22 protein-coding genes, 3 tRNA genes and 1 riboswitch are annotated in these 25,170 nt (G+C 58.5%); of the genes, 16 read left to right on the plus strand and 9 right to left on the minus strand.

Annotated features, from left to right (window positions below; all coding sequences use genetic code 11):
* The first annotated feature begins 36 nt into the window (after window positions 1-36).
* From WMO44_RS01115 to glmS, 10 genes are all read left to right on the plus strand, one after another.
* Window positions 37-306, plus strand: coding sequence for an HU family DNA-binding protein (locus WMO44_RS01115; protein WP_055184818.1), 270 nt, complete (start codon window positions 37-39; stop codon window positions 304-306).
* Between the two features lie 237 nt (window positions 307-543).
* Window positions 544-789, plus strand: a complete 246-nt coding sequence (locus WMO44_RS01120) for an RNA-binding S4 domain-containing protein (protein ID WP_005926856.1) — start codon at window positions 544-546, stop codon at window positions 787-789.
* A 45-nt stretch (window positions 790-834) separates the two neighbouring features.
* Window positions 835-1,113 (plus strand): YabP/YqfC family sporulation protein, encoded by a 279-nt coding sequence (locus tag WMO44_RS01125; protein ID WP_349151476.1) that lies wholly within the window; start codon window positions 835-837, stop codon window positions 1,111-1,113.
* Complete coding sequence (locus WMO44_RS01130) at window positions 1,113-1,586, plus strand: hypothetical protein (RefSeq protein ID WP_349151477.1); 474 nt, start codon at window positions 1,113-1,115, stop codon at window positions 1,584-1,586. The genes WMO44_RS01125 and WMO44_RS01130 overlap by 1 nt, the downstream gene beginning before the upstream one ends.
* A 46-nt stretch (window positions 1,587-1,632) precedes the next feature.
* Window positions 1,633-1,938 carry a septum formation initiator family protein gene (locus tag WMO44_RS01135; protein WP_005926847.1) on the plus strand — a complete coding sequence of 102 codons (306 nt, stop codon included), beginning with the start codon at window positions 1,633-1,635 and terminating at the stop codon, window positions 1,936-1,938.
* A 45-nt stretch (window positions 1,939-1,983) separates the two neighbouring features.
* A complete protein-coding gene (locus WMO44_RS01140; RefSeq protein WP_349151478.1) occupies window positions 1,984-2,532 on the plus strand; it encodes a S1 RNA-binding domain-containing protein in 549 nt (182 codons plus the stop codon).
* A gap of 94 nt (window positions 2,533-2,626) precedes the next feature.
* A complete protein-coding gene (locus WMO44_RS01145; RefSeq protein ID WP_055184811.1) occupies window positions 2,627-3,823 on the plus strand; it encodes a THUMP domain-containing class I SAM-dependent RNA methyltransferase in 1,197 nt (398 codons plus the stop codon).
* Window positions 3,824-4,093: 270 nt separating this feature from the next.
* A complete protein-coding gene (locus WMO44_RS01150; RefSeq protein WP_349151479.1) occupies window positions 4,094-4,963 on the plus strand; it encodes a DUF5685 family protein in 870 nt (289 codons plus the stop codon).
* Window positions 4,960-5,517 (plus strand): hypothetical protein, encoded by a 558-nt coding sequence (locus WMO44_RS01155; RefSeq protein WP_349151480.1) that lies wholly within the window; start codon window positions 4,960-4,962, stop codon window positions 5,515-5,517. Before WMO44_RS01150 ends, WMO44_RS01155 begins: the two co-directional genes overlap by 4 nt.
* Before the next feature lie 299 nt (window positions 5,518-5,816).
* Window positions 5,817-7,637, plus strand: a complete 1,821-nt coding sequence (glmS, locus tag WMO44_RS01160) for a glutamine--fructose-6-phosphate transaminase (isomerizing) (protein ID WP_349151481.1) — start codon at window positions 5,817-5,819, stop codon at window positions 7,635-7,637.
* A 146-nt stretch (window positions 7,638-7,783) separates the two neighbouring features.
* Here glmS and WMO44_RS01165 read toward each other — a convergent pair whose 3' ends face one another.
* The 6 genes from WMO44_RS01165 to typA all read right to left on the minus strand — a co-directional run bounded on the left by WMO44_RS01165 (window position 7,784) and on the right by typA (window position 15,815).
* Entirely contained in the window at window positions 7,784-9,307 is a 1,524-nt protein-coding gene (locus WMO44_RS01165; protein ID WP_349151482.1) for an Ig-like domain-containing protein, read from the minus strand.
* Window positions 9,308-9,371: 64 nt separating this feature from the next.
* On the minus strand, window positions 9,372-10,484 hold the full coding sequence (locus WMO44_RS01170) for an HlyD family secretion protein (RefSeq protein WP_055184802.1): 1,113 nt from the start codon (window positions 10,482-10,484) through the stop codon (window positions 9,372-9,374).
* A gap of 2 nt (window positions 10,485-10,486) precedes the next feature.
* Window positions 10,487-10,942 carry a hypothetical protein gene (locus tag WMO44_RS01175; RefSeq protein WP_055184800.1) on the minus strand — a complete coding sequence of 152 codons (456 nt, stop codon included), beginning with the start codon at window positions 10,940-10,942 and terminating at the stop codon, window positions 10,487-10,489.
* Between the two features lie 159 nt (window positions 10,943-11,101).
* Entirely contained in the window at window positions 11,102-13,438 is a 2,337-nt protein-coding gene (locus WMO44_RS01180; RefSeq protein ID WP_055184797.1) for a peptidase domain-containing ABC transporter, read from the minus strand.
* Window positions 13,439-13,757: 319 nt separating this feature from the next.
* Window positions 13,758-13,834: transfer RNA gene (locus WMO44_RS01185), tRNA-Asn, on the minus strand.
* Between the two features lie 157 nt (window positions 13,835-13,991).
* Complete coding sequence (gene typA, locus WMO44_RS01190; RefSeq protein ID WP_055184795.1) at window positions 13,992-15,815, minus strand: translational GTPase TypA; 1,824 nt, start codon at window positions 15,813-15,815, stop codon at window positions 13,992-13,994.
* 214 nt (window positions 15,816-16,029) lie between these two features.
* On the opposite strand from typA, the gene WMO44_RS01195 reads away from it, so the two are divergent.
* The 4 genes from WMO44_RS01195 (at window position 16,030) to WMO44_RS01210 (ending at window position 19,023) form a co-directional block, all read left to right on the plus strand.
* Window positions 16,030-17,637 carry an MBL fold metallo-hydrolase RNA specificity domain-containing protein gene (locus WMO44_RS01195; RefSeq protein ID WP_349151483.1) on the plus strand — a complete coding sequence of 536 codons (1,608 nt, stop codon included), beginning with the start codon at window positions 16,030-16,032 and terminating at the stop codon, window positions 17,635-17,637.
* A gap of 171 nt (window positions 17,638-17,808) precedes the next feature.
* Window positions 17,809-17,884, plus strand: a tRNA-Ala gene (locus WMO44_RS01200).
* Between the two features lie 569 nt (window positions 17,885-18,453).
* A tRNA-Gly gene (locus WMO44_RS01205) sits at window positions 18,454-18,528 on the plus strand.
* A gap of 117 nt (window positions 18,529-18,645) precedes the next feature.
* On the plus strand, window positions 18,646-19,023 hold the full coding sequence (locus WMO44_RS01210; protein ID WP_097780052.1) for a PH domain-containing protein: 378 nt from the start codon (window positions 18,646-18,648) through the stop codon (window positions 19,021-19,023).
* 101 nt (window positions 19,024-19,124) lie between these two features.
* Here WMO44_RS01210 and WMO44_RS01215 read toward each other — a convergent pair whose 3' ends face one another.
* Both WMO44_RS01215 and WMO44_RS01220 read right to left on the minus strand, forming a co-directional pair.
* The gene (locus WMO44_RS01215) at window positions 19,125-20,285 is read right to left on the minus strand and encodes an MFS transporter (RefSeq protein WP_349151484.1); all 1,161 of its coding nucleotides are present in this window, start codon (window positions 20,283-20,285) and stop codon (window positions 19,125-19,127) included.
* Window positions 20,286-20,308: 23 nt separating this feature from the next.
* Complete coding sequence (locus tag WMO44_RS01220) at window positions 20,309-21,394, minus strand: mechanosensitive ion channel family protein (RefSeq protein WP_349151485.1); 1,086 nt, start codon at window positions 21,392-21,394, stop codon at window positions 20,309-20,311.
* Window positions 21,395-21,556: 162 nt separating this feature from the next.
* A riboswitch (FMN riboswitch) is annotated at window positions 21,557-21,676 on the plus strand.
* Between the two features lie 140 nt (window positions 21,677-21,816).
* On the opposite strand from WMO44_RS01220, the gene WMO44_RS01225 reads away from it, so the two are divergent.
* Window positions 21,817-22,416, plus strand: a complete 600-nt coding sequence (locus tag WMO44_RS01225; protein ID WP_055184785.1) for an ECF transporter S component — start codon at window positions 21,817-21,819, stop codon at window positions 22,414-22,416.
* Between the two features lie 204 nt (window positions 22,417-22,620).
* On the opposite strand, the gene WMO44_RS01230 is transcribed toward WMO44_RS01225, so the two are convergent.
* Window positions 22,621-24,039: an MATE family efflux transporter gene (locus WMO44_RS01230; protein ID WP_349151486.1), complete on the minus strand. Its 1,419-nt coding sequence runs from the start codon at window positions 24,037-24,039 to the stop codon at window positions 22,621-22,623.
* 165 nt (window positions 24,040-24,204) lie between these two features.
* Between WMO44_RS01230 and WMO44_RS01235 the strand changes: the two genes are divergently transcribed.
* Complete coding sequence (locus tag WMO44_RS01235) at window positions 24,205-25,158, plus strand: phospho-N-acetylmuramoyl-pentapeptide-transferase (RefSeq protein ID WP_236131857.1); 954 nt, start codon at window positions 24,205-24,207, stop codon at window positions 25,156-25,158.
* Window positions 25,159-25,170 lie beyond the last annotated feature (12 nt).

Genomic DNA, 25,170 nt, shown 5'->3' on the forward strand with positions numbered 1-25,170 from the left:
AGAATTTAAGACAAAAATCAGATGGAGGCAAATAATATGACCAAGACCGACTTGATCGCACAGGTTGCGGCAAACACCGAAATGAGCAAGAAGAGCGCTGAGCAGGCTGTCAACGCCGTTTTTGAAGCACTGGGCAAGGCTATGACCGAGGGCGAAAAGATCAGCATCTCCGGCTTCGGCACCTTTGAAGTGCGCGAGCGCGCCGAGCGTCAGGGCATCAACCCCCGCACCCGCGAGCCCATCACCATCGCTGCTTCCCGCAGCATCGTGTTCAAGCCCGGCAAGTCCCTGAAGGACACCCTGTAATCGGTTCTGTTACGCCGCCGCTGCCTGCACAAGGTTCGGCGGCTTTTTTGCTAAGGTGTATCTGAAAACAAAGAAAATGACGAATATTTCGCAAGCACAAGCGGGATTTAAGGCAAATAGCCGCAGGAATCCTTTGTGGATTTCAAGGCTGTTTAACGCAAAATCCAGCTGTGCTTGTAGAAATAGACTAAATTTTCGACTTTTCAGATACACCCTAAGAAGAAAGGAACGACCCAAATGCGTCTGGATAAATATCTCAAGGTCTCCCGCCTCATCAAGCGCCGCACCGTGGCAAACGAGGTGGCGGATGCAGGCCGCATCCTCATCAACGGAAAGGTGGCAAAGGCCAGTCAGGCCGTCAACGCCGGGGATATCATCGAGGTCACCTTTGGCAACCGGCCCATCAAGGTGCGGGTGCTTTCGGATGTAGAGCCCCGCACAAAGGATGTTGCCCGCGAGATGTACGAGGTGATCGCGGAATAACCGCCCTGCCTGCCCGCATACAATGCTGGCAGAGGGGGACTGCCTATGGAAAAAGCTGCAGCAAAGCCGCCGCTGCCCCATGACCTGATCTTAGAAAGCCGCAGCAGGCTGACTGTTACCGGGGTGCAAAGGGTGCTGCATTGCAGCGCCGAAAGCGCCGCGCTGGAGACCGGCAAAGGCATTCTGCACCTGTCCGGTGCGCAGATCAGTATGCAGACGCTGGACTTGGAATCAGGGGAAGCGAAGCTGACCGGGCGGTTCGATGGGCTGGAATATACCGCCGCCCGCGCAGCCGGGGGCTTCTGGCACCGGCTGCTGCGCTGATGGTGCAGGTATTGCTGCCCGCCCGGCTTTTGCAGGAAGCCGCCGCCTGTGCTGCGCTGGGTGCTGCCCTTGGCGTGGTGCGGGCGTTTTTGCCGGTGCGGGGCAGGACGGCTTTTGTGCCGGATATGCTGCTTTCCGGCGCGGTGTTGCTGACTTGCCAGAGCTACGCCGCCGGGTACAGCAAAGCAGGCGTGCTGCGGTGGTACATGGTGGCTACGGCCTTTGCTGCCGCCCTTTGCGTTGCCGGGGTGCTGGGTGTCCCGTTGCGGGCGCTGGGGCGGGGGATACGGGCTGTTTTGCGCCTGCCCGGCCGTATTTTGCATCGTTTTGCGGTGCAGCCTGTGCGCCGCCGCCGCGCTGCGTGCAAAACCACCCGCAAATTACGCCGGAACGCAGAAAGAACCGCAAAAAAATCCAAAAAGAACTTGCCAAACCAGCGGGCATTGTTGTATAATTCAAACGTATCAAAGTAAGAGAACAGACGCAGAAGGTCTGCTGTTCAGACAGGAGCGTAAGGCAATGACGAATACGGGACGCAAAAAGCGCAGAAAGAATGCAGTGGTCACCATGGCGTTCCGCCTGTTTTTCGTGCTGCTTTTGCTGAGTATGCTGGCGGCTTATATCTCCAATCAGGTCACCATCAGCTCCAAGCGGGCAGAACTGGAAACACTGAACGAACAGGTGGCGCAGCAACAGACGGAAAATCAGGAACTGCAGCGCGTACTGAGCGGCGATGCCGACCAGATCACCGAATGGGTCGCACGCGACTCTTACAACTACGCCGCACCCAACGAGCGCATCTTTGTGGATGTGACCGGTAACTGACCACGCGGCAGGTCAAGAGTTTTGGAAAACAAGGAGTATTGAGTTTTGGCAATTGAGGTAGGGAACGTATTCGAAGGCCGCGTGACCGGTGTAAAGCCCTTTGGCGCATTTGTTGCGCTGCCGGAGGGACGTGTCGGCATGGTCCACATTTCCGAGGTATCCAACGAGTTCGTGCAGGATATTAACACCGTGCTGCACGATGGCGATGCAGTAAAGGTGCAGGTCATCAACATTGCACCGGACGGCAAGATCGCACTGTCCATCAAGCGGCTGCTGCCCCCGGCTCCGCGTCAGCCCCGGGATGGCCGCCCCGCAGGCCCCCGTCCGGGCGGCTTCCGCAATGGGCAGGAGGGCGGACGCTCCGGCGGTCGCGGCGCAGGCCGTGCCCCCCGTGAAGGCGGCCGTGGCCCTGCCCGGGAGGCTGCTCCCCGCGTGTGGCAGCCCAAGGCACCCGCCCGCTCCGACAACCTGAGCTTTGAGGACATGATGAGCCGCTTCAAGAGCCAGAGCGAGGAGAAAATGGCAGATCTCGATCACGAGACCAACAACCGCCGGGGCGGCGGTTATGCCCCCCGCAGCCGCCGTGGCCGCTGAGCCATTGCATCAGCTGGGATCACAAGGAACACAGGCAGGCCTGTCCCCGGTCGGACAGGTCTGTTTTTTCGGTACAGAACAGAAAGGAACTACCATGCCCGCAAAATTTGAACTGATCGCTCCCTGCTTTTTCGGGTGCGAATCCACCGCTAAATTTGAGCTGACCCGCATTGGCGCAGAGAACATCCGGGTGGAGGATGGCCGTCTGAGCTTCTGCGGCGGGGCAGAGATGATCGCCGCTGCAAACCTTAACCTGCGCACCGTGGAGCGTGTGATGCTGCTGCTGGCGCGCTACAAGGCCACCACCTTTGACGAGCTGTTCGACGGCGTGTATTCCATCCCGTGGGAGGAGTTTCTGCCCGCGGACGCTGCTTTCCCGGTCACCGGCTCTTCCCTGAACAGCCAGCTGACCAGCATCCCCGCCTGCCAGAGCGTCATTAAAAAGGCGGTGGTCAAGCGCCTGATGAAGGGTCACCGCACCACTGTGCTGCCCGAGAGCGGCGTGGAGTACAAAGTACGCTTTATGCTGCGCAAAAATGTGTGCGAGATCATGCTGGACACCACCGGCGAGGGTCTGCACAAGCGCGGCTACCGCCGCAACGCCATGGAAGCCCCCCTGCGTGAGACGCTGGCGGCTACCATTGCCGACCTTGGCCGTGTGCGCCGCGACAGCCTGGTGGAGGATCCTTTCTGCGGCAGCGGCACCCTGCTGATTGAAGCCGCACAGAAGGCCATGAACATCGCCCCGGGTCTGAAGCGCCGCTTTGCTGCCGAGCGTTACAGTTTTGTGCCCGCTGCCCTGTGGGCAGAGCAGCGCCAGAAGGCGCTGGCAGAGTCCAAACTGGACGTGGGCTTTGAAGCCTTCGGCTACGATATCGACCCCGCCGCCGTGGCACAGGCCAACGTCAACGCCAAGCTGGCGGGTGTGGAGAACCGCTGTCACTTTGAGGTGGCGGATGTTGCCACCTTTGCCGCAAAGCCGGAAGCCATCGTGCTGACCAACCCTCCCTATGGTGAGCGTCTGGGCACCATTGAGGGCGCTGCCAAACTGGCGCGCACGCTGGGACAGCAGATGGAAGCAAACCCCTGCGCCGGTCTGTACGCCATTACCGCCGATATGGACTTTGAAGTGCACTACGGCAAGCGCGCCAACAAGCGCCGCAAAATGTACAACGGCATGATCCCCTGCCAGCTGTATATGTACTATAACGCCCCCAAGACCGAAAAGATGGCAAAGCCCATGCCCAAATCCGGCTTTGACGGCAAGCGCACCCATTTTGAAAAGAAGTAAGGTCATTTGACTGCCCGCCCGGCAGACATTGCACTGAAAAAGTGTGTCTTTTTCCGGGAAAATCCGGCACAAACACCCGCAGATCATCTTTTGCTGAAAAGAGACGGTCTGCGGGTATTTTTAATAGAAAAATAGATTTCACAAAATTCGGCATAATGACAAATTACAGCAGTTTTTGCATCCGGTAGTTGCGTTGCCGAACAAAAAGGATTATACTAACCTTATTGACCGCAGGATACAAAAACTGTACAGAAAGGATGGCTGGCTCTTATGAAGGGACGGATGCGGCCCTACCTGCCGGAACTGACGATCCGGGATTACAACACCTATATGCGTTACCTCCGCGGGGTGCGGCGGCAGATGTACAAGTCTTACGGCTTCTATGCCTGCCATCTGCTGCGCACCAACGGGGTGCTGTTTGCCATCCTGTCCGACAGTCTGGCGGGGCGTATGCCCACCTGCAAACGGCAGCGGGTGCCCGGTACGCCGTTCCAGCGCAGTATGATGTGCCAGACGCTGGGCATCCGGCAGGCGGCGCAGACGGAGATCCTGATGGGCTGGCATAATTTGCAGGACCGCAAGTACAGCGAGCTGCGCCCGGCGAAGCGTCTGCGCCGCGCAGTGGACAAGCTGTTGCTGCGCCGCGCCTACGACAAAGCCCGGCAGGAGAACCCGGCACTGGAGCGGCTGTTTGCGCAGGAGCGGGAGCAGGCGGTGGTGCAGATGAACCTGAGCGCCAAAAACTACGCCCTTGCGGCTGAGCCCATGAGCAATGTCTACGGCGCTTTGTACTCCACGCTGGCTACGGATGACCCCAACCAGCGCAAGAGTATGCGGTATATCGGCAGCTGCATCGGCCGCATCTTCTATCTGCTGGACAAGGCCGAGCGCTTTGAAGCCGACCGCCGCAACGGCCAGTACAACGTGTTCGTGGTCAACGAGCTCAACGGGCAGGCTGCCGCTATAGAGAACGCCCGGCGGCAGGCACTGGCTGCGGTCAACGACCTGATGCGGGCATACAAGATGCTGGATCTCAAACTGAACGATACCCTGCTGAACAATATCATGATTTTGGGCCTGCAACACGCGGTCTACCCGCTGGAACAGGATGTAGATACCGAAAAATGGGAGATCCCATGAAGAAGCGAAAAAGCAAAAGCTGGTCCATGGCCTATTGCGGCATGGCGGCGGCACTGTGCGTGGCACTGATGCTGTTGGGCACCATCATCCCCATTGCCATGTTCATTGCACCGGCGGTGGCCAGCTTTCTCATCGCAACGGTGTGCATGGAGTGCGGCATCACCATGGCATGGACGGCGTACGCAGCCGTCAGCCTGCTGGGGCTGCTCTTTGTGCCGGATAAGGAAATCGCTCTGATCTTCACCGTGCTGCTGGGCTATTACCCGCTGGTAAAGCCCCGGTTTGACCGCATCCGTCCCCGGGCGTTGCAGCTGGTGTGTAAGCTGCTGCTGTGCAACGCGGCGGTGCTTGCCATGTATGGTCTGCTGCTGGTGATAGTACCGGCGGGCAGCGTTTCGCAGGAGCTGCGCACCACCGCGCTGGCAATGACCCTGCTCACGCTGGCTATGGGTAACGTGGCCTTTGCCCTGTACGACCGTGCACTGTGCAATATGCTGCTGCTGTATAAGCTGAAGTGGCAGCCCAAGCTGCATAAAATGCTGGGAATGCACTGAGCGCCCCAAAACCATTGCCAAAAACATTGAAAGAAGGAATGTGTACCACAAGCTGACACAAAGCGCCGGGCCACACGGGTGACAGCCGTGAGGGTGACGAGGAGAGGAATCATCGAAAGATTCGGCGGATGTTTCTTCGGCTGAGGGCTATACCAGCCGCAGAACAGGGCAAAAACCGGCAGCAATACCGAAACAGAACCCTGCAAAGAAAGCCATACAAGAACATAGACTTTGATAGAGGAAACTGACTGTGCAGTAGCGCATTTCGGCGCGCCGCAGTCGGTCTGGAGGTATTTTGTATGTGTGGCATTGTAGGTTATGTTGGCATGCGCAGCGCCCAGCAGGTGCTGCTGGACGGCTTGGAAAAGCTGGAGTACCGCGGGTACGATTCTGCCGGTGTGGCGCTTACCCAGCGGGACGGCATCCGCGTGGTCAAAAGCAAGGGGCGGCTCTCCACCCTGCGCAGCAAACTGGAAGAGCTGGCGCTGCCCCAGAGCGGCTGCGGCATCGGTCATACCCGCTGGGCGACCCACGGCGAGCCCAGCGATGTGAACAGCCACCCGCACTCCACGCCCCGGGTCAGCATCGTGCACAACGGCATTATTGAAAACTACGGCGCTTTGAAGGAGCGCCTTGTCGCCAAAGGCTACACCTTTACCAGCGAGACCGACACCGAGGTGCTGGTAAAGCTCATCGACAGCTGCTATCAGGGCGAGCCGCTGCAGGCTTTGCAGGCTGCGCTTGCCAAGGTGCGGGGCAGCTACGCGCTGGCGGTTCTGTTCAAGGACTACCTGGACACCATCTTTGCGGTCAAGCGGGAAAGCCCGCTCATCGTGGGCTGGGGCGAGGGCGAAAACTTTGTGGCATCGGATATCCCGGCGCTGCTCAAGTACACCCGCAGCTACAGCGTGCTGGAAGAAGGGGACATGGCGGTGTGCACGGCACAGGGCATCCGCTTCTATAACGAGTTCGGCGAGGCGGTGGAGCGCGAAAAGCTGACCGCAGACTGGGACATGGAAGCAGCCGAAAAGGGCGGCTACCCCCACTTTATGCTCAAGGAGATCAACGAGGAGCCCGCTGCCATCACGGCAACGGTCAGCCCCCGGGTGGAGAACGGTCTGCCGGAGCTGCGCATCCCGGAACTGACGGACGAAAAGCTGCGCAGCATCGGCACAGTGCATCTGGTGGGCTGCGGCACAGCCATGCACGCCGGTATGGTGGGCAAGACCGCCATCGAAGCGCTGGCGAGGGTGCCTGCAGAGGTGGATATCGCCAGCGAGTTCCGCTACCGCGACCCCATCCTGAAGCCGGAGGATCTGGTCATCATCATCAGCCAGTCCGGCGAGACCAGCGATACGCTGGCTGCCCTCAAGCTGGCTAAGAGCCGGGGCGTGCCGGTGCTTGCCATCGTGAACGTGGTGGGCAGCAGCATCGCCCGGGCGGCGGATTACGTCATGTACACCTACGCCGGGCCCGAGATCGCGGTGGCGTCCACCAAGGCCTATATGGTGCAGCTGTGCGTGCTGTACCTGTTTGCCCTGCGCTTGGCCTACGCGCGCGGGCAGCTGACCGAGGAAAAGACCAAATACTACACCGCCCAGCTGCTGCACGCATCCGAGGTCATCAAGCCCCGCCTTGCGGACTGCGAGCAGATCAAGTACCTTGCCAGCCGCTATGTGAACACCCAGAGCTGCTTTTTCATCGGGCGTGGGTTCGACTACGCCCTTTCGCTGGAGGGCAGCCTGAAGCTGAAGGAGATCAGCTATGTGCACTCGGATGCCTACGCCGCAGGCGAGCTGAAGCACGGCACCATCAGCCTGATCACGGACGGCGTGCCGGTCATCGCACTGGCGACCCAGAAAAACGTCTACGAAAAGACCATCTCCAACGCCAAGGAGACCCGCAGCCGCGGGGCGCGGGTGCTGTTGTTCACCACTAAGGACGCGGAAGTGCCGGAGGGCGTTGCCACCGAGGTCATCCGCTTGGACGAGTACGACGACATCCTGATGCCGTTGCAGCTCATCGTGCCGCTGCAATTGTTCGCCTACTATATGGCGGTGCTGCGCGGCTGCGACGTGGATAAGCCCCGCAATCTGGCCAAGAGCGTAACGGTGGAGTGACCGGAAAGAGAAAATAGCGCTTTATCTGTGGTTCCGAGACGCCCGTAGGCGTTTCGAAACCACTTTTTCACAAGTAAACACAAAACCGCCCGCTGCACAGAAGCTTGTGCAGCGGGCGGTTTGTTTTATGCAGAATAGCGGAGGAATTACCAGAACCAGTAGCGCTTTTTGAATGCGATGTAGGCAATGGCAATGATAACGATCACCACGCCGCCGGCGATGAAGAAGGTCCAGTCGATATTGCTGAACCGCAGGTTGTGGTTGGTCAGCAGGTAGCGACCGGCCGTGTCAGCGGTGATCACGCCGTCCTTGTAGCTGTTCAGGTACTGCCACTTGTTGCTGATGGTGTTGTACAGGTACAGGTGGGAGTAAGTGCTCACGTCCAGCTCCAGCTGCACCGCACAGGGAAGGGTGCGGCCGTTGTCCAGCTCAAACTCCAGCCCCTCTTCGCTCTCGGTGAAGGTAATAGCGGTGTCGATCTCGCTGGTGGTGCTCTTTATGTTTTTGCCGGAAACGTTCAGGGTATAGCCGTCGCCCACCACGCACAGGGTCTTACCGGTGGTGCGCAGGGCGTTCAGGATATCGCCGGTCACGGTAGGCACCTCGGACTGGGCGAACACTACCTGATCCTCCGTGCTGTCCTGAATGGTCTGTACCACGGGGTCCAGCGGGATGGAAGTGCTATCGTCCGGGGTGTTCGTGCTATCATCGCTGCTGTTGCTGCCGGAGGAAGCCTCTGCCGAGCGGTTCACGATGACCGTGACCATGGCAGTGGCCTTGCCGTTGGAGATGGTAATGGAGGTAGAACCGGTGCCTACCGCCGTGACCACGCCCGTGGGGCTGACCGTGGCAATGCTACTGTTGCCGGACTTGAAGGTGAAGGACTGGGATGCACTCGCGGGGGTAGCCTTGGCCGTGATGGTGCGGGTGGCACCGGGCTTGAGCACGATATAGTTGGTGTTGGGGGTGATCACCTGCCCGCTGTTGCTGGATGGAGTGCCGCTTGTGCCGGTAGAGGAATCCGTGGGCAGGGCAAGCACCGTAACGGTGGTGGTGGCTACCACAGAGCCACAGGTGGCGGTAATGGTGGCTTTGCCGGGGGCTACGCCGGTCACGCGGCCAAAGCTGTTCACCGTGGCGATCTTCTCGTTAGAGGAGGTCAGCGTAACGGTGGCGTAGTTGGAGGCAGAGCTGGGGCGCACCTGCAGCGAAGCCGACACCGAGTTGCCCACATAGATGGTATTGGAGGAGAGGGCAAGATCCATCTCGGTCACGATCATGGTGGAATCCATGGAAACCACGATGGTGTAGGCGCAGATCTGGTTGCCGGCGGCTGCCGTAACGGTGGCGGTGCCAACGCCCACAGCCTGTACCACGCCGCTGCTGCTTACGGTCAGCACGCTGCTGTTATCGGTCAGAAAGACCACAGAGTCGGTGCTGTAACTGGGCTTGACCACGGGGGACAGCTGTTGGGAAGCGCCCAGCAGCATATTGGCAGAATAGCTGCCGGTGGCAATGCTCTCGGCGGGCACATCCTTGAGCCATGGCAGCGAAACGCCGTTCTGCTCTTCAACAGGCAGGCTGGCGGCGGCAGCGCTCAGCGCGGTGCCGCATAGCAGCACACCCAGCATCAGCACACAGGCGGCCAGTTTCTTTGCGGTTTGAATCATGTTGTTTGTACCTCTTTGGGGTGGGTGTAAAAGGGGGACATCCTGCCGTGCTGTGCAGTCCGTTTTAGCGGAACAGCACGCCCAGAGCCTCCATGGCATACTCAAAATAGGTGACCTGATCGTATTCCACGCGGGCGGTCACGCTCATACCGTTGGAAAGATCCACCTTGTCGCCGCTGCGGCTCACCACATAGGTGGCGTCGGGCTTGATGGTCATCTTGTAGTAGGAGGCGTTGCTGCTGGCGGTCACATCGCTGTCAATGGAGGTAACGGTGCCGGTCAGCGTGCCGTAGGAGTACTCCGACAGACCGGTGATGGCGATCTTGCAGGGGTCGCCGACGTGCAGTAGGGGACGGTCATTTACCGTCACCATGGCCATGATCTCCAGATCATCGTTCTCGCTGGCAACAGTAGCCAGTGCGGAACCAGCGCTCAGCACCATGCCTTCCTTGTAGGGGGTGTCCATGTGGATCACGCCGGAGGTGGGCGCGTAGATGAAGTAATCGTTGGCGCCGGTGTTCAAGGAATCCAGCTGCGCCTGCAGGTTATCCACGTTGACCTGTGCACTGGTAATGCTCTGGGAGATGGACTGCATGGTAGAGTAGTACAAAGACTCCAGCTCGCTCTGGTTCTGCTCCATCAAAGCCTTGATCTGGGTGTCGGAGTAACCGGCAGCCTGATAGGTGGTGGCGTCAAAGGTCTTTTGCGCTACCTGACTTTTGTAGGTCTGGTACTGGTAGTAGTAGGGCTGATCCTCGGCGTTGGCTTCGTCAAAATAGTTGGTGTCGTCCTGAATGCACTTGAGCAGCTTGTTGTACTGATCCAGTTGCTTCTGGTAGATATCCAGCTGGCTTTGCAGATTATCCTTCTGCATATCCAGGTCGGTGCTCTTCAGCCGGGCGATCAGGTCGCCCTCATTCACATAGCTGCCCTCAGAGACATACAACTCGGTGATGGAGCCGGAGTAGCTGGACATGATGTAGGTCTTGTTGGCGGCCTGCACCACACCGCTGTTCTGGCTGACATAGATGCGGTTGGTCTGGGTGCTCCAGATCACCAGAAAGATCATGAACAGGCCGGTCAGAATGACAAAGGCGTACCCGTAAGGGGGCAGCTTTTTGTCCATCATGATCCTGCGGTCCTGCAGATCCGAAAGGTTCTGAATGGTTGTTGTCATAATTATTTGGTCTCCATAAATACATCGACCACGGCATCGTCATCGTCCTGATTGACATAGATGGTGTAGCTGCTGCCGGTCATCTTGATGTCGTTCTCAAAAGCATGGATCTGCAACTTGGAGGAGGCCAGCTGGCTTTGGCTCAGCGGGCCGGTGTAGTGGGCATACAGGCAGTTCTTTACCCGCAGCACAGCGTCCATGTGGTAGCCGGGCTCCATGTTGGGGATCATCTGGGTGGCCTGCTGCATCATGTACATCTCCGGCAGCTGATCCGGGCCGGTACCGGGCTTGATCGCCTGCACCAGCGGGCCGATGGGCTGCACGCCGTTGCTCTTCATAAAATTCTGCATCTGGGTCAGGATGACCGGTAGGTTAGCCAGCTCCTCCGGGTGCAGAGTGCGGGAGAGGACATTGGTCAGCTTGAGGGTCTTGTTTTCAGCAACTTTGATTTCATTCATGATAAATTACCCCTAATCCTGTTATTTTTAATGTAAGCCGAAACAAAAAGGTGCCCGGAAGCGTCTGCCTCCGGGCACACCATAACGAGGCATTCTTTGGTTTCCCCAGCGGGAAAAAGCTTATGCAGCATCCGGGCAAAGGCTGCGGATGCGGTGCGGTCAGTAGGTGATGGACTCGCCGTCGTCGTCCTCTTCCACCACAGCGGAAGGCATTTGCGGAGCGGGCTCGGGCTTGTGCTTGCGGAAGATGCCCTGCTGCATGTTCCACAGCTCGGCATAGCGACCATCCTTTGCCATCAGTTCCTCATGGTTGCCGCGCTCCACGATCTTACCGTGATCCATCACAAGGATCAGGTCACAGTCACGGATGGTGGAAAGGCGGTGTGCCACGATCAGCATGGAGCGGTCCGCCAGCTGCTCGTAGATCATGTTGAAGATCAGCGTCTCGGTGGCAAAGTCCAGATTACTGGTGGACTCGTCCAGAATGTAGAGGTTGGAGTCCTTCAGGAAGGCACGCGCCAGTGCGATACGCTGCTTCTCACCACCGGACAGGCCGTTGCCGGCTTCCTCCAGATAGGTGTTGTACTGCAGCGGCAGGTGACGGATAAACTCGTGAGCGTCGGCCTTTTTGGCTGCTTCCTTCACCTCGTCCAGCGTGGCGTCCATGCGGGAGATGCGGATGTTGTCGTAGATGGTCTTGCTGAACAGCTCGATGTTCTGTGGCACATAAGCAATGGCACGGCGCACCGAACTGTTGGTGTACTCGGCCAGATTCACGCCGTTCACATCGATCTCGCCGTCCTCGGGGTCGTAGTATTTCAGCAGCAGCTTGGTAATGGTGGATTTGCCGCTGCCGCTGCCGCCCACCAGCGCCACCTTTTTACCGGCGGGGATGGTAAAGCTGACATGATCCAGTGCAGGGGCGCGGTTGCCGTAGCGGAAGGTAACGTCCTTGAACTCAATGTCACCTTCCACCTTGCTCATCTCGCTCTGCTCCACGCCGTCTGCGGTCTCGTACTCGGCGGGGTAGTCCATGATCTCGGTCAGACGCTTCATGGAGATGCTGGCTTCCTGAATCTCCATCTGCAAGCCGATCAGGTTGCTCAGGGGGGAGGTGAAGTAGCCGGACAGGGTGCTGAACGCCATAAAGCCGCCCAGCGTCATTTCGCCGTTCAGCACCTGCGTGATGCCCACATAGGTGGTCAGCATACTGAAGCCGGTGGAGATGAAGGAGGAGATCAGACCCTGCGTGGTGCTGATGCGGCTGGAACGCAGGCTGATCTTCAAGCTCTTCATGTACTCGCGTTCCAGATTATCCAGCTCGGTCTGCTCGTTGGCGTTGCACTTGACGGTCTCGATGCCGCGCAGGCTCTCGATCATCTGGCTGTTCAGCGCGGCAGACTGTGCCATGCTCTCTTCGTTGATCTTTTTATAGGGCTGCTTGTACACCAGCACCAGCAGGATGCTGACCAGCGCCATGAACAGCGAGATGGAGAACAGCATGGCGTTCATGCGGAACAGGATGATGCCGGTGATGACAGCCATGGAGATATCCATCACAAGGCTCAGCGCAATGCTGGTAAAGATGGATTTGATGGTGTTTGCGTCCGAGTAACGGGTGGTGATATCACCGGTCTTGCGGGTGGCAAAGAACTTCATGGGCAGGTTGAAGATGTGCCCGAAGTACCCCAGCATCAGCGGGATATCGATCTTGATGGACAGATGGATCAGCACCCATTGGCGCACAAAGCCAATCAGGGTACTGGTAATGCTGACCACGCTGAACACCAAGATCAAGGTGACCAGCAGGTTGTTCAGCCCGTAGGGCAGCACCTCGTCCATCAGGATCTTATTGAACATGGAGGACGCGATGCCCAGTATGGTGGTGATCACCGAGCTGAGGATGGCGTAGAAGAACAGTTTCTTCTGGGGCAGCAGCAGGTTGATATACCGCTTCATCATGCCGCCCTTTTCGATCTTACCGCCCTTGAACTCCGAGGTGGGGTTCATCAGCAGCAGCACGCCGGTGAAGTTCTTGTAGAACTCGTCCAGACTGATCTTTTTCAGCTCCGTGCCGGGGTCGCCGATGATGACGTAATCCTTGCACTTATGCTTTTTGCCTTTTTCCTCTTCTTCCTTGCGGGCTTCGGCGTCCTGCAGCATGTGCTTGCGGCGCGCGCCCTCGTCCTTGATGGTGGTCTTTTTGAACACCACAACAAAGTGCGCCAAGCCCTGATCTGTAATGACCTGCGCAATACAGGGAAGTGAGAAATCACTCAGAAAGTTTTCGCGGTCCACACGGACTGCGGCGGTGGTAAAACCAAGTTCATTGGCGGCTTTTTGCAGGCCGACAAGGTTGGTGCCTTTCAGGTCGGTGCCCATCATATCCCGCAGACGGGTGATGGTAACTTCCTTTTTGTAGTGCAGGCACACCATGGCCAGACAGGCAGCCGCACAGTCGGTGGTATCGTGCTGCCGGACGTAGGTATAACGCATAGATGTTTCCTTTTACTCTCAAGATTTATTCAAACGACACCAAGCTGCCCTGCCGCCCCGTGTTTGCCGCACAAAGCTACCGGCCGGCCTGCTGATTTGACCAACGAAAAAACTGCGCTCCTACACGGCAGCCTTCTGACCGGGGGAGCGCCTGTCTGCGGATGTGAGAAAGCCATGCAGCTTTTCTACATCTATAAACTTATAAAAGTATACCACATCCACTAGGGTTCTTCAAGGCACTATTTTTTAAGAACCGTTAAGAATAAGTGAAAAAGATACAGATAAACAAAAAAAGCGATGGAAAATATCCATCGCTTGCTGGCGCCTCTTGCCTGACTCGAACAGGCGACACCCTGATTAACAGTCAGGTGCTCTAACCGACTGAGCTAAAGAGGCATATCAGTGACTGCGAGAAATATTATACCGCAGTCACCGCACTTTTGCAAGCCCTTTTTGCAAAAAAAGCACGAGGAAATTCGCTGGATACAAAAAAGCAGCGCAGAAACGCCCGTAGGTGCTTCTGCGCCGCTAGAATAAGGATGCTTTTGTAAAATTACTTCAGCTTGCTCTTAGCCTTCATGCGCTGCTCATGGTTCAGAATCTGCTTGCGGATGCGCAGATTCTCCGGGGTGACCTCCAGCAGCTCGTCCTGTGCCAGGAACTCCAGGCAGCCCTCCAGGCTCAGCTTGCTGATGGGGATCAGGCGCAGAGCGTCGTCGGAGCCGGAAGAACGGGTGTTGGTCAGGTGCTTGGTCTTGCAGACGTTCACGTCCACATCCTCGCCGGAAGCGGTGTAGCCGATGACCATGCCCTCGTACACCTTCTCGCCGGGGCCCACCAGCAGGGTGCCGCGCTGCTGAGCGTTGAACAGGCCGTAGGTGACGGCCTCGCCGGTCTCAAAGCTGACCAGAGAACCGGTGGAGCGGTTGGCGATCATGCCAGCCCAGACGTCGTAGCCGTCAAAGATCTGGTTGATGATGCCCTCGCCGTGGGTATCGGTCAGGAACTGGTTGCGGTAGCCGAACAGGCCGCGGCTGGGCATCCGGAACTCCAGACGCACACGGTCAGAGCCCAGAGACTCCATCTGCTGCAGGATGGCCTTGCGCTGACCCAGACCGGTCATGACGGCACCCTGATACTGGGTGGGCACGTCGATGACGACATGCTCCATGGGCTCGTAAGTCTTGCCGTCGATCACCTTGGTCAGAACGTGCGGGGGAGAGACCTGCAGCTCATAGCCTTCACGGCGCATGGTCTCGATGAGGATGGACAGGTGCATCTCACCACGGCCCATGACACGGAAGGAATCAGTGGTGGCGGAGTCCTCTACCTTCAGGGCCACGTCCTTCAGCAGTTCCTTCTGCAGACGGTCGCGGATCTGACGGCTGGTGACGAACTTGCCCTCACGGCCGGCCAGCGGGCTGTCGTTGACCGAGAAGGTCATCTCCACGGTGGGGTCGTTGATCTTGACGAAAGGCAGCGGCTCCACGTTGGAGGGGCTGCACAGGGTGTTGCCGATGGTCACGTCCGGCAGACCGGAGAATGCCACGATATCACCTGCGGTGATGTTGTCGCACGGCTGACGGCCGTTGGCCTGGAAGTCGTACAGCTTGGTCAGACGGCCGCGCATCTTCAGGTCGGGGTTGTGCCAGTCGCACACGACCACTTCCTCGCCTACCTTGGCAACACCGTTCTGGATGCGGCCGATGCCGATGCGGCCCACGAAGTCGTTGTAGTCCACAGAGGACACCAGCATCTGGAAGGGAGCCTCAGGGTCGCCCTCGGGCGGCTTGATGGTGCTCAGCAGGGTGTCGAACAGAGGGATCAGGTCGGTGCCCGGCACATCCGGGTCCAGGCTGGCGGTGCCGTCACGGCCGCAGCAGAACAGGATGGGGCAGTCCAGCTGTTCGTCGGTGGCACCCAGATCCATCAGCAGGTACAGCACCTCATCGATGACTTCCTTGATGCGGGCATCGGGACGGTCGATCTTGTTGATAGCCACCACCAGGCTCAGGTTCTGCTGCAAAGCCTTCTGCAGCACAAAGCGGGTCTGGGGCATGCAGCCCTCGGCAGCGTCCACCAGCAGCAGCACGCCGTTGACCATCTTCAGCACGCGCTCCACCTCGCCGCCAAAGTCGGCGTGGCCCGGGGTGTCGACGATGTTGATCTTAACGCCCTTGTAGGTGCAGGAGCAGTTCTTGGCCAGAATGGTGATGCCGCGCTCACGCTCGATATCGCCGCTGTCCATCACGCGCTCGGCCACGGCCTGATTGTCGCGGAAAGCGCCGCTCTGACGCAGCAGGGCATCCACCAGGGTGGTCTTGCCGTGGTCAACGTGAGCGATAATGGCAACGTTGCGCAAATCGTTACGAACCATAAATTTCTACCTCTCTATTTAAAAAGACTTATAAAATACGAACGAACGTCATACAAACCTAAGTTTATAACAGAACAGGGTGGTTTGTCAAGATTGTATAAAAATTTTTTCTGCAATTCAGCATTATGCCCGTAAACTTTCCGCAGATTTGTGCGGCGTGTACCTTAAAAATATGCTATACTAAAGCCATAAAACGAACCGGAGGTGTTTTGCATTGAAGCTGACATTTTTAGGCGCGAACCATGAGGTGACCGGCAGCTGCACCATGCTGGAAGCGGCAGGGCAGCGGTTTCTCATCGACTACGGCATGGAGCAGGGTAAAAATGTGTACGAAAACCAGCCCCTGCCCGTAGCCCCCGGCGAGATCGACTTTGTGCTCATCACCCATGCCCATATCGACCATACCGGCCTTTTGCCGCTGCTGGCGCACAACGGCTTCCGGGGCAGGATCTACGCCACCATCCCTACGGTGGAGCTGTGCGGCATTATGCTGCGGGACTCGGCGCATATTCAGGAGTTTGAAGCCGAGTGGAAAAACCGCAAGGGCAAGCGCTCCGGCGCAGAGCCGGTGGAGCCCATGTACACCGTGCAGGATGCCGAGGCCGCCTGCCGCCTGTTTTTGGGTGTGGAGTACGGCAAGCGTATCGAGCTTGCTCCGGGCATCGAAGCGCGGTTCGTGGACGTGGGGCACCTGCTGGGCTCTGCCAGCATTGAGCTATGGATCACCGAGGGCAGCACCACCACAAAGCTGGTGTTCTCCGGCGATATCGGCAATCTGAATCAGCCCATCATAAAAGATCCTACCTATATCCAACAGGCGGACTATGTATTCATGGAGTCCACCTACGGCGACCGCAACCACGACCCCCGGCCGGACTATGTGGCAGAGCTGGCAAAAATTTTGCAGCGCACCTTTGATCGGGGCGGCAACGTGGTGGTGCCCAGCTTTGCGGTGGGCCGCACGCAGGAAATGCTGTATTTTTTGCGGGAGATCAAGGAAAAAGGCCTTGTCAAAGGACACGGCAACTTCCCGGTCTACATCGACAGTCCGCTGGCCACCGAAGCCACCCGCATCTTCCGGGATACAGACCCCGACTGCTTTGACGCCCAGACCCGCGCTCTGCTGGAAAAGGGCATCGACCCCATCAATGTGCCGGGGCTGCGCATCAGCGTGACCAGCGATGATTCCCGCATGATCAACACCGACCGCACGCCCAAGGTCATTCTGTCTGCCAGCGGCATGTGCGAGGCCGGACGTATCCGCCACCACCTCAAGCACAACCTGTGGCGGCCGGAATGCACCATCCTCTTCGTGGGCTTTCAGGCGGTGGGCACCTTGGGACGCACTCTCATTGAAGGAACGGATTTGGTCAAGCTGTTCGGTGAGCCCATCGAGGTAAAGGCCGAGATCTGCCAGCTGACCGGCATGTCCGGCCACGCCGACAAGGACGGTCTGCTGCGCTGGGTGAACGCCTTTACGGAAAAGCCCCGGCGGGTGTTTGTGATCCACGGCGAGGACGAGGTGGAAAACCGCTTTGTGGACACCCTGACCGAACAGGGCTTTACCGCCTGTGCACCCTACAATGGCGCGCAGTGGGCCATTGGTGCCGAGGGCGCAGTCTGCCTGCAGGAGGGCACGAAGATCCGCGTGGAGCAGAGAACTGGCGAGGGTGCAAACCGCGCCGCTACCGTGTTCCAGCGGCTGCTCAGCGCCGGTAAGCGCCTGCTGCGGGTCATCGAGCACAACGAGGGCGGTGCAAATAAAGATCTGGCAAAATTTGCCGACCAGATCAACGCTCTGTGCGACAAATGGGATAGGTGATGCGGTAGCATTTTGCAGCACAGCGGCCTAAGAAAAACGCAGCTGCGTCAAAAGCGGCGGGGCGAGCAGCGCTGCCGAAAAAAGAGGATAGATTTTTGTAAAAAAACCGTTGACAAGCGCCCCTCCGGCTGGTATAATAACCCATATCGTCAGGCACAAAGCCAAACATCTGGGGGTTTAGCTCAGCTGGGAGAGCGCTTGCATGGCATGCAAGAGGTCACCGGTTCGATCCCGGTAATCTCCACCAGAAAAAAGCATCGCACAGGAATGTGCGGTGCTTTTCTTGTATCTGCCGTGCTGAACTCCCTCCGTCACGGCTTACGCCGTGACAACTCCCTCGGGGAGGGAACCCTTGGCATAGCGGCGATGTTTCCGGCTAAAGTACAAAGTTTGCGGACGCGTCAGTTACGCCCTCTCAGGGCTCCCGCGCCAGCTCCCCCAAGGGGGGAGCCAAGCCGTAAAGCCCATTGCGAAAGCAACAGGTGTAATGAGGAAGCTTCCGGCAGTGCTCTTGGCTCTCCCTTTGGGAGAGCTGGATTTGCGAAGCAAAGACTGAGAGGGCGAGGACGGCAAGATGTGCAAATGCCGCTCCCGGTCGCAGCCCCTCCGGTGAAAAATGCGTTTTGAGCACTCCGCAGAGTGCGACAAACGCAAAATTATAAAGAACCTTTCCGCGGAATATGGTCAGAGCGAAGCAGAGACCATTTCAAATCGTCCCGCTCACAGGGGACAGACTGCAAAGCGTTTACAGATTTGCAACCCCTAAATTCATGCTGGACAATTGCGGAAAGTTATGGTATAATTCTTTCTGCAATTGCGGGTATAGTACATCGGCTAGTATATCAGCCTTCCAAGCTGAGGAGGTGGGTTCGATTCCCATTACCCGCTCCACAAGACCTGAACCTTGAACGGTTCGGGTCTTTTCTTTTTGTCCGGGCAGCCATCTTGCCAACCGGCGGCGGAAATGCTACAATAGAGCCATCAAAACGCTGAAGGAGGAACGCCGCTATGGAATTCCGCGATAAACCGATGGAGAATCTTATTCGCCTGCAGGAGAAGGATATCTGCAAAAATATCAACGCCCTGCTGCTGGAGGGCGAGCAGATCGTGGGCGCTTACAAGACGGTGCGCGATCAGGTGGTGTTCACCAGCCACCGCATCATCATGGTGGATATGCAGGGGGTCACGGGCACGCGGCAGCAGCTTTTTGTGCTGCCCTACCGCAAGGTGCTGCACTACGGCATCCAGACGGCGGGCTTTGGCGACCCGCTGCAGGCGTCCCAGCTGACGGTCTGCTTTGCGGACGGCCACGAGGCCAAGTTTGGATTTATCGGGCAGAAGGACCTGTTTCAGGTGGCAAACGCCATCAGCGCCCGCATTTTGTAAGAGAAACTGAAAACAAAAGTATCTGCAAGAATCGCTGTTATCCTGAAACATTCAGGAGCAGCTATTGCAGATGCTTTTTTGCGTGATGGAACAAAGTTATGTTATGCGTGCGCCGTTTTGCGCACCAGCTGCCGGTGCATCAGCGCCATCAGCACCAGAAATACCAGCAGATAGAAGGGAAATAGCGCCGGGGTGATGTTGTTGGCCAGCAGACCGAACAGCGGCGGCATGGCAAGATTGCCCACATAGGCGCTGCTCATCTGGATGCCGATGACGGCCTGTGAATTCTGTGCGCCGAAGTGCGCCGGGGTGGAGTGGATGACGCTGGGGTAGATGGGCGCACAGCCCAGCCCTACCAGCACAAGCCCTGCCAGCGCAAAGACCTGCGCCCCGGGCAGCAGCAGGGCGGCAATGCCCACGCCCAGCACTGCAAACCCCAGACGGATCATCTGGTCATCGCTCAGTTTTAAGGTCAAAAAGCCGCAGACGCCCCGTCCCACCGTGATGCCGATATAGAACAGACTGGCAAAGCTGGCAGCCGTCTGGGCGGGCACCTGCCGCACAAGGGTCAGGTAGCTGCTTGCCCAGAGCCCGGCGGTGGTCTCCAGCGCACAGTAGCAGAAGAAGCAAAGCATCACTTCCTTCGCGCCCGGCAGCGCGAACACCTGCGGCAGGGTCAGCGCCTTGGGCGCGGTGCCGTCCGGGGCAGCATCGGGGCGTTTATGCCACAGGGGCAGGCTGCAAAAAAGCACGGCAGAAAGCGCGATCTGGAACAGGGCGATGCACCGGTAGCCGCTGCTCCAGCTCAGCCCGCCGGAAAGCGCCGCGCCCATCACCACAGGGCCGATGGTAGTGCCCACGCCCCACATACAGTGCAGCCAGCTCATGTGGCGGCTTTCGTAATGCAGGGCAACGTAGTTGTTCAGGGCGGCATCCACGCTGCCCGCACCCAGACCGTAGGGGACAGCCCACAGACAGAGCATCCAGAACTGGCCGGAGACCGAGAAACCGAACAGGGCCGCAGCGGTCATGCCCACACTGAGGGCGGTCACCTTGCCCGTGCCCAGCGCCCGGGTGAGCCGGTCGCTGTTCAGGCTGGAAACGATGGTGCCCAGCGAGATGATCATGGACAGGATGCCCGCGTAGGAAAAGGGGATGCCCAGCTGGGGGTACATGGTGGGCCATGCAGACCCCAGCAGGGAATCTGGCAGGCCAAGGCTGATAAAGGCTAAGTAAATAATAGGCAGCAAAAGCTGTGTCATAGGAAGAGTTCCTCCACAGAAGTTCAGTTGTTCTTTTCCAGATACACGGTGGTGGAGGGGAAGGCGAAGTCCACGCCGCTTTTCTGCATCACGTCCATCAGGTCGAGATTCAAATCGTTCTGCATCTGCAAAAAGCGGGTCATGTCGGCGGTGCGCAGATAGGCAGACACCAGCAGGTCGATGCTGGAAGCTCCAAAGCCGCTCAGCTTGACCAGCACCGAGTCCTCGTAGGTGTAGGGGCTAGCCTTGAGCATAGCGGTCAGGTCGGTCATCAGCTGTTCCAGCTGGGGACGGGTGGTATCGTAGGTGACTCCGAGGGTGAAGCGGTACAGCCGCTTGTTACGCAAAGTACCGTTGTTGATGGTGGCAGAGCTGACCGTGCTGTTGGTCAGGATGTACACCGAGTTATCCAGTGCGCGGACTTTGGTGGAGCGGAAATTGATGTCCACCACCTCGCCGGAAACGTCACCCACGGTGATCCAGTCACCGATGGAAAAGGGACGATCCAGCAGGATGACCAGCCCGCTGAACAGGTTTTTGGCGCTGTCCTGTGCCGCCAGAGAGATAGTCAGACCGACAAGACCCGCACTGGCTACGATGCTGCCCACCGGCAGGCCGGTCTCCTGCGCCATGGTCATAATGCCCAGAACCACGATGAGAACTTTGTACACCTTGTTCAGCAGGGTGGTCAGGGTGCGGTTGGCGCGCACCTCCTCGCCGCAGTTTGTCAGCAAAAGGTCGGTAAGGTCGGCGGCGGCGTACAGTCCCTGACACACAAAAAAGGTGGCGGCCAGCTCAAAGACTGTGAGCAGAAATTTACTTACGCCGGGAATGGCCCACGGCAGGCTGGCCGCTGCGGCATAGATGAACGCCGCAAGGGTGAGCCGCTGCACCGGCACGGCAAAGCTGCGCAGCAGAATGGGCGTACCCGCCAGCCGCCAGCTGCGGCGCAGCAGGGCAGGGCACACCTTGCGGGACAACAGCTGCCGCGCCAACCAGCCAAGTACCAGCAGCAGTGCCGCGCACACCACGCGGGCGGCAAAGGCTGCCCAGCCCTCCAGCAGCAGCGAGCCAAGCTCGAAGCCAAGGTTACGGATCGAGAAAATCATGGAAAACCTCCTGTGTTTTTTCACAACGCATATTATGATAGCATACTCTGCCGCCCGGGGCAAGGAAAGAAAGGTGAAAACACACTTTGATAAAAAATGCACAAACTTTTCGAAAAGGGGACTTGACAGCACCGCAGTACCGCGCTATACTCTAGGCCAGAAAGTTCGTTTCAGGGCGGGGTGCAATTCCCCACTGGCGGTAAAGTCCGCGACCACCCGCAAGGGTGCTGACCCGGTGCAACTCCGGGACCAACGGTATAGTCCGGATGCAAGAAACGGCAGGCAAATTGCGTCTGTGCGCCCTGTTGCAGTCTTTATTGCAGCAGGGCGCTTTTTGGTTTGTCTTTCCGGTTCGATCCAGCGCGAAAAGGGCTTTCCGAACAAATTTGAACGGGGCGTACACCCCGGGGAGGACAACTACCATGAAAAAGAATACCACCCACAACCTGACCGTTGCCGCCATGCTCAGCGCGGTCGCCTTTATCCTGATGTTCATCGAGTTCCCGCTGCCGATGCTCATCCCGTCCTTCGTCAAGATGGACTTCTCCGACCTGCCCGCCCTGCTGGGTGCCTTTGCACTGGGCCCGGTGTACGGCGTGGTCATCAGCTTTATGAAGAACCTGCTGCACATCATCATCAAGGGCACCTCCACCGCCTGCGTGGGCGAGCTGTGCAACTTTATGCTGGGCGCGGTGTTCTCCGCTGTGGCGGGCTTTGTCTACAAGCGCCATAAGAGCCGCAAGACCGCCATTCTGGGTGCCATCGCCGGTGCAGCCGCTATGGCGGTGTTCAGCGTGCCTTCCAACTACTTCATCACCTACCCGGCCTATGTGCAGTTCTACCACATGCCGCTGGAAGCCATTCTGGGGATGTATCAGGCTATCCTGCCCTCTGCCGACAGCCTGATCAAGTGCCTTGTGATCTTTAATATGCCTTTTACGCTGGTCAAGGGTCTGCTGGACGCCGTGTTGTGCCTGCTGATCTATAAGCCCCTGTCTCCCATCCTGCACGGCCGCAAGTGATTTTTCTTAGTTCTTTAGGCATAGAAAAAGCCGAAGCAACTGCAAGGTTGTTTCGGCTTTTTTGATTGTATAGACAGCCGTTAGGCGGGAAGTTTCTCCGAGGACCGTCCGCTGGGGTGGGCCCCTGCCGCCGCAGGCGGTAGGGCGGGCGATGGAATGGCCCGAGTCGTGTCCGAGGAGGAAGCTTCCCGCCCGACGGTTGATTTACGCCAGCGCGCCCTTATCCAGCCATTTGCCCCGCGCCATGCGCAGCAAAAACAGTACGCCGCGGGTGCAAAGCTCGGCGCACATGGCCACCCATACGCCCACCAGCCCAAAGTGGGGAGCCAACAGGACTGCCAAAGTCAGCCGCACGCCCCACATGCTGACAAGGTTCAGGATAAAGCAGCCGGTGCTGTCGCCCGCGCCCTGCATGGAGCCGCTGGCCACGATGCTTGCCCCGAACATCGGTTCGGCAAAGGCTTCGATGCGCAGCACCCGTGCGCCCAGCGCAATGACAGCGGCGTCGGCGGTAAAAATGCCCATCAGCTGCGGGGCAAACACATACAGTCCCACGCCGGTCAGTGCCATGATGCCCATGCCCATGGCGGTGCACAGCCATGCAAAGCGCCTTGCCATGTCCCGGCGGTTCGCGCCCACAGCCTGTCCCACCAGCGCAAGGGCGGCGTCCTGAATGCCGTAGCCCGCCATGTAGCACAGGCTCTCGGCGCTGACGCCCAGACTGTTGGCGGCAATGGCGGTAGTGCCCAGCCCGGACACGATGCGCACCAGCAGCACCTGTGCCGAGGACAGGGCAGCGCGCTCTGCCGCCAGCGGCGCGCCCACCTTCCACACGTTATGCAGGCAGGCGCGGGTAATGTGCCAAGAGCCGGGCTTGCGGATGCACAGTGGGCCGTCCCGCAGCAGCAGAACGCCCAGCGCCAGCGTGCCGCCCACGGCGTTGGCAAGCGCCGTGCCCAGTGCTGCGCCCGGCACGCCCCAGCCCAGACCCCAGACCGTGAGGTTTTGACCGAACACCGTCATTTCCCGGGTGGGGTTGATGAGGAAAAAGTTGAAGATGATGTCCAGCACGCAGGTGAAGATGCTGATGAGACCCGGGGTAAGCGCATCACCGGTGGAGCGCAGCATGGCGGCGTAGGTGCCCATGGCCATGATGAAGGGCAGGGAAGCCGACCAGATGGCAAAATAGGCCGAGGCGTTTGTCTGCAATGCCGTGTCTGCGCCCAGCCACCCGGGCAGGAACCGGCTGATGCCAACACCAAGGGTCGCTGCGGCAAGACCCACCGCCAGATTGAACAGCATGGACTGCCGCAAAACGCCCCGGGCGTCCTGCTGGCGGTCTGCGCCCAGATATTGCGCCACCTGAATGGAAAACGCCATGCACAGCCCGGCCAGCATCCCGTGCAGCAGCCATGTGCTGGAACTGACGATGCCAATGGAAGCGGTGGCGGCGGCACCGATATGCCCCACCATGGCTGCATCGATGTACTCCATGGCGGTGACTACGATCTGCTGCAAAATGGAAGGGATGCTCAGCGTCAGCGCCACCTGTGCGGTGTGGCGCAGCGGCACCTGCTCGCCCTGCCGCATCCGGGCAGAGAGCTGCTCAAGTGTAATGGACATGGAACCTCCTGCGTTGTGAGTGAAAACTACAGACTAATACATTATTATAAAGAGCCGCAGGAGAAAAGTCAATCCGCAGCGAATTTTGCCGCCGGGATTGATTTTTGGGCAAGGGCGTGATACACTCACAACGTACTATACAGAAAGAAAGAGGAATGTTATATTATGATCCAAATGCTTACCTCTGTCATCGGGCAGCGGGGCGTGGATGCCATGGCGTTTTTACTGGCATTTGTCCTGACCGCCCTGACAGATTCCATTTTCCGCGATAAACTGCCCCACGACCATGGCCGCGCCTTTGCGGTGAACGGCGAGCTTTCCAAGGGCAAGGCGCGAGGCTCCGGACTGATCTTTGTACTGTGCATCGCGCTGGTGTCGCTGGCGTTTCTGCCCTTCAACACAGAGTATGTGGTGTACAATGTGCTGCTGATCGCTTCCATGCTCTCTGGCTATCTGGACGATGCCGCCGAGACCGCTTGGAACGAGTACAAAAAGGGCATCATTGATTTTGTCATTGCGGTGCTGGCGGGCGTCACCTACCTGAACTTCAACGGCTGCGGCGTACACTTTTTGCAGTGGAGCTTCACCCTGCCCTATGCGGTGTACCTGCTGCTCATAGTCATCCTTATCTGGGCAAGCATCAACGTGGTCAACTGTACCGACGGTGTGGACGGCCTTTCCGCCAGTCTGGCAGTGGTGACCATTGGCACCTACCTGCTGGCCTATAAGACCGAACTGGGCGCCTACGCCACCGCCGGCGTGGTGTTCATCGGTGCGCTGCTGGCCTACCTGTGGCTCAACGCCAAGCCCTCCAGCCTGCTGATGGGCGATGCCGGCAGCCGCGCCATGGGCTTTTTCATCGCCATGCTGTCGCTGAAGTGCGGTCATCCGTTTGCCTTTTTGCTTGCCGCCATTGTGTTCATCGCAGACGGCAGCTTGGGCATTCTGAAGATCAGCCTGAAGCGTTTTCTGCACATCTGGATTTTGAAAAACACCCTGACCCCCCTCCACGACCATGTGCGCAAGCGCAAGGGCTGGAGCGATGAGCAGGTGGTAGCCCGCTGGCTCATTCTGCAGTGTGTGGCCTCGGCTCTGCTGCTGCTCCTTGTGCGGGGCTAAGCGGCACGCTAT

It is taken from the genome of Faecalibacterium tardum (assembly GCF_040096515.1).
Lineage (GTDB): Bacteria > Bacillota > Clostridia > Oscillospirales > Ruminococcaceae > Faecalibacterium > Faecalibacterium tardum.

What these genes read in the sequence shown, in the direction of transcription:
- WMO44_RS01115 (WP_055184818.1), top strand. Translation starts at nt 37, where the DNA reads ATGACCAAGACCGACTTGATCGCACAGGTTGCGGCAAACACCGAAATG.
- WMO44_RS01125 (WP_349151476.1), top strand. Translation starts at nt 835, where the DNA reads ATGGAAAAAGCTGCAGCAAAGCCGCCGCTGCCCCATGACCTGATCTTA.
- WMO44_RS01230 (WP_349151486.1), bottom strand. Translation starts at nt 24,039, where the DNA reads ATGTCCATTACACTTGAGCAGCTCTCTGCCCGGATGCGGCAGGGCGAG.
- WMO44_RS01150 (WP_349151479.1), top strand. Translation starts at nt 4,094, where the DNA reads ATGAAGGGACGGATGCGGCCCTACCTGCCGGAACTGACGATCCGGGAT.
- WMO44_RS01145 (WP_055184811.1), top strand. Translation starts at nt 2,627, where the DNA reads ATGCCCGCAAAATTTGAACTGATCGCTCCCTGCTTTTTCGGGTGCGAA.
- WMO44_RS01180 (WP_055184797.1), bottom strand. Translation starts at nt 13,438, where the DNA reads ATGCGTTATACCTACGTCCGGCAGCACGATACCACCGACTGTGCGGCT.
- WMO44_RS01170 (WP_055184802.1), bottom strand. Translation starts at nt 10,484, where the DNA reads ATGACAACAACCATTCAGAACCTTTCGGATCTGCAGGACCGCAGGATC.
- typA (WP_055184795.1), bottom strand. Translation starts at nt 15,815, where the DNA reads ATGGTTCGTAACGATTTGCGCAACGTTGCCATTATCGCTCACGTTGAC.
- WMO44_RS01135 (WP_005926847.1), top strand. Translation starts at nt 1,633, where the DNA reads ATGACGAATACGGGACGCAAAAAGCGCAGAAAGAATGCAGTGGTCACC.
- WMO44_RS01210 (WP_097780052.1), top strand. Translation starts at nt 18,646, where the DNA reads ATGGAATTCCGCGATAAACCGATGGAGAATCTTATTCGCCTGCAGGAG.
- WMO44_RS01165 (WP_349151482.1), bottom strand. Translation starts at nt 9,307, where the DNA reads ATGATTCAAACCGCAAAGAAACTGGCCGCCTGTGTGCTGATGCTGGGT.
- WMO44_RS01155 (WP_349151480.1), top strand. Translation starts at nt 4,960, where the DNA reads ATGAAGAAGCGAAAAAGCAAAAGCTGGTCCATGGCCTATTGCGGCATG.
- WMO44_RS01175 (WP_055184800.1), bottom strand. Translation starts at nt 10,942, where the DNA reads ATGAATGAAATCAAAGTTGCTGAAAACAAGACCCTCAAGCTGACCAAT.
- WMO44_RS01215 (WP_349151484.1), bottom strand. Translation starts at nt 20,285, where the DNA reads ATGACACAGCTTTTGCTGCCTATTATTTACTTAGCCTTTATCAGCCTT.
- glmS (WP_349151481.1), top strand. Translation starts at nt 5,817, where the DNA reads ATGTGTGGCATTGTAGGTTATGTTGGCATGCGCAGCGCCCAGCAGGTG.
- WMO44_RS01220 (WP_349151485.1), bottom strand. Translation starts at nt 21,394, where the DNA reads ATGATTTTCTCGATCCGTAACCTTGGCTTCGAGCTTGGCTCGCTGCTG.
- WMO44_RS01130 (WP_349151477.1), top strand. Translation starts at nt 1,113, where the DNA reads ATGGTGCAGGTATTGCTGCCCGCCCGGCTTTTGCAGGAAGCCGCCGCC.
- WMO44_RS01120 (WP_005926856.1), top strand. Translation starts at nt 544, where the DNA reads ATGCGTCTGGATAAATATCTCAAGGTCTCCCGCCTCATCAAGCGCCGC.
- WMO44_RS01235 (WP_236131857.1), top strand. Translation starts at nt 24,205, where the DNA reads ATGATCCAAATGCTTACCTCTGTCATCGGGCAGCGGGGCGTGGATGCC.
- WMO44_RS01225 (WP_055184785.1), top strand. Translation starts at nt 21,817, where the DNA reads ATGAAAAAGAATACCACCCACAACCTGACCGTTGCCGCCATGCTCAGC.